General features: G+C 65.8%; 4 protein-coding genes. 3 read left to right on the top strand and 1 reads right to left on the bottom strand.

Going from position 1 to position 3,217, the window contains the following annotated elements:
- The first annotated feature begins 7 nt into the window (after positions 1-7).
- From lolA to P3W85_RS26725, 3 genes are all read left to right on the top strand, one after another.
- On the top strand, positions 8-646 hold the full coding sequence (gene lolA / locus P3W85_RS26735) for an outer membrane lipoprotein chaperone LolA (protein WP_017228485.1): 639 nt from the start codon (positions 8-10) through the stop codon (positions 644-646).
- Positions 647-654: 8 nt separating this feature from the next.
- A complete protein-coding gene (locus tag P3W85_RS26730; RefSeq protein WP_276266965.1) occupies positions 655-1,080 on the top strand; it encodes a hypothetical protein in 426 nt (141 codons plus the stop codon).
- Positions 1,081-1,326: 246 nt separating this feature from the next.
- Positions 1,327-2,361, top strand: coding sequence for a Fe(3+) ABC transporter substrate-binding protein (locus P3W85_RS26725; RefSeq protein ID WP_017228487.1), 1,035 nt, complete (start codon positions 1,327-1,329; stop codon positions 2,359-2,361).
- Between the two features lie 99 nt (positions 2,362-2,460).
- Here the strand turns inward: P3W85_RS26725 and P3W85_RS26720 are convergent, their stop codons facing one another.
- Positions 2,461-3,114 (bottom strand): hypothetical protein, encoded by a 654-nt coding sequence (locus P3W85_RS26720; protein ID WP_017228488.1) that lies wholly within the window; start codon positions 3,112-3,114, stop codon positions 2,461-2,463.
- Positions 3,115-3,217 lie beyond the last annotated feature (103 nt).

Genomic DNA, 3,217 nt, shown 5'->3' with positions numbered 1-3,217 from the left:
AAAACCCATGCGAAACCGCATTATCGTGTCGGCATGTGCCGCGGTGGCCATGCTGTCGCTGGCGGCACCCGCGGCCATGGCAGCCGCCACCGACCAGCTCCAGTCCTTCGTGGCCAGCGTCAAGAGCGCCCGGGGCGAATTCACCCAGCGCCAGGTCAAGGGACAGGGCGATAGCCTCAAGGTGGCTGGCACCTCCAGCGGCACCTTCGCCTTCTCGCGCCCCGGCAAGTTCACCTGGCGCTACATCAAGCCTTACGACCAGCTGCTGCAGGCCGACGGGCAGACGCTGTACATCTATGACAAGGACCTGAACCAGGTGACCGAGCGCAAGCTCGACGGCGCGCTGGGCTCCAGCCCGGCCGCGATCCTGTTCGGCAGCAATGACCTCGAGAAGAATTTCGTGGTCAAGAACGGCCCCGTGCGCGATGGCGTGGAGTGGCTCGAGCTGACCCCCAAGGCGAAGGACACCCAGTTCGAGCGCATCGGCATCGGCTTCAAGGGCGGTAACCTGGAGGCGATGGAACTGCGCGACGCGTTTGGCAATACCACCCTGCTGACCTTCACCGCGATGCAGAAGAATCCCGCGCTTCCCGCCGACACCTTCCGTTTCACGGTGCCCAAGGGCGCCGATGTGATGAAGCAATGAGGCCGCCCATGCACCTCGCTCCCATACGCCAGAGGGCCTGGCGCGCCGGCGGCGCTTCTGTTGTCCTTGCCGCGGCCGTGCTGCTCGCCGCCTGTGCGGGCCAGACCGGCGCCAGCCGGCATTTCGACGTGGATGCCTTCCTGCGCGCCTCCGATACGGCCTTGCCGGAGGTGCTTGCCAATCCGGATTTCCTGGCCGCCACCAAGGCCCCCGCCAACGATTGCGCCGTGCTGCTGCAATCGGTCGGCAGCGGTGTGCTGCAAGACTTGCCGCCGGCCGGCAGCGGCCGCGGGCCCGCCTGGCTGCTGCATCCGGCCGGCTCCCCCGGCAAGGTGTGGCTGGTGCTCGGCAAAGCCGGTGGAGAGCGGACCTGCCATGGTCCGCTGCCAGCCGATGCCATGAAGACCCTGGCGGACCGCGCCGCCGGCAATTGATCGCAATGCGATGGCCGGGGGGGGCGAGCGCACGTGGCCCGGCGGCGCCCGCGCCGCATTCATGTCCCCGTTATCCCGGTGTGCTGTTTTAATCGTTTTTGCGATTCCCGTGTGGCGGCACGAAAAATAACAGTGTTGTAACTTGACCTCCGAAACGGGAATGATTATTGTTCCCTTCTTGTGCTGCCGAGATGCCGCGATGGCGTCTTCGGGGCTGATCAGAAAAATCCTTGAGGGGGGAGAGTCATGACCGTATTCCGTCACCTGCTGCCGCGTGCCGCCGCGCTTGCCGTGCTGGCGCTGCCGCTCGCCGCGGCTGCCCAGGAAAAGGTGCTGAACCTTTACACCGCGCGCCATTACCAGACCGACGAAGCGCTCTACGCCAATTTCACCAAGCAGACTGGCATCAGGATCAACCGCATCGAAGGCCAGGAGGACCCGCTGCTGGAGCGGATCAGGAGCGAGGGCGCCAACAGCCCGGCCGACGTGTTCATCACCGTCGACATCGGCCGCCTGTGGCGGGCCCAGCAGGCGGGCGTGTTCGCGCCGCTCAAGTCGGGCGTGCTGGACTCGCGCATTCCCGCCAACTACCGCGATCCCAACGGCGAGTGGTTCGGCTTCTCGGCGCGGGCGCGCGTGATCGCCTACAACAAGGCGGCGGTCAAGCCCGGCGATATCAAGGGCTATGAAGACCTCGCCGATCCGAAGTGGAAAGGCAAGCTGTGCATCCGCTCCAGCGGGCACGTCTACAACCTGTCGCTGATGTCCAGCCTGATCGCCCACGATGGCGAGGCCAAGACCGAGCAATGGGCGCGCGGCGTGGTGGCCAACCTGGCGCGCGCGCCCAAGGGCGGCGATACCGACCAGCTCAAGGCGGTGGCTGCTGGCGAGTGCGACATCGCGGTCGCCAATACGTACTACATTGCCCGCATCTTCAAGTCGGCCAAGCCCGAGGACAAGGCGTTGGCGGACAAGCTCGGCATCCTGTGGCCCAACCAGGCCAGCCAGGGCGTGCACATGAACATTTCCGGCGGCGGCATGCTCAAGCACGCGCCCAACAAGGAGTCGGCCCGCAAGTTCCTGGAATACCTGGCGAGTGATGACGCGCAGCGCTATTTTGCCGACGGCAACAACGAGTGGCCGGTGGTGGAAAGCGTGAAGATCAGCAATCCGGCGCTGGAAGCCATGGGCAGCTTCAAGGCGGACAAGATCAATATCGCGGAGTTGGGCAAGTACCAGCCGCAGGCGCAAAAGCTGGCGGACAAGGCTGGCTACAAGTAAGCGCGGTCCGGTCCGCGGAATGCCATTGATCGCGCTTGCCGAGGCGCCACGGCAAGCGGAGCCGATGGCTTTTTTCCAGCATGGCGGCGCTCGCCGCCGCTATGGCTTGGGCGCGCTCCCTGGCTTGGCGCCGGCCATCGGAGAAGCCTTGTTCCCCCCGGCTTCGAGGAGCTTGAAACGCATCTTTGCGCCCCGCTCCTTGTGGCGCTCGAACATCAGCTTGAGTGTTTCGCGCCGGCGCATGTGCGTGTGGCCCACTGTGCCGCTGGCATAGGGCAGCTTGGCGACGACGCCCTTGGCGGTCTGGCGGGCCAGCAGCACATCGAGCGTCTGCCGTGCGCGCACCTGGGCCTGCAGCAGGGCATCGGACGGATTGGCGCGGGCGCGCGCCTGGTCATAGGGCAGCATCACCGGGCCGGCCAACTGGCGCAGCATGGCGCGGATCTGCGGGCTGTCCAGGTCCGCTTCGTGCAGGATCCAGGCGGCGTCGTGCCGCAGCCATGGATCCGGATCCAGCAGCTTGCGCAGCAGGGCCTGCGTCAGGTCGGTCTGGCGATAGCCGTGCGCGCGCCGCACCGCGTTGAGTGCGATGCGCCTGACATGGGCATTCTCGTGGTCGAAAAGATCCGCCACCAGGCGCTCGACCATGCCGGGTTTTTCCAGCTGTTCCGCCAATTGGCCCGCAAGGGCGATTTCTTCCACCGCGCTGATCCGGTCCTGCCGGCTCATCCGGTTCAGCTTGAATACGAGCATTCGATAACGAAGCTGCATAACACTCCCTGGAGACGCTGCGAACGAATGCCGGGCGAGGTTGCGTCCGGCACAGTCAAGATGCGGCGCGAAGCGGGCCCGCGGC

Origin of the sequence: Cupriavidus basilensis, from assembly GCF_029335485.1 — a bacterium.
Lineage (GTDB): Bacteria > Pseudomonadota > Gammaproteobacteria > Burkholderiales > Burkholderiaceae > Cupriavidus > Cupriavidus basilensis_E.
This window is presented reverse-complemented; position numbering and strand designations above follow the sequence as displayed.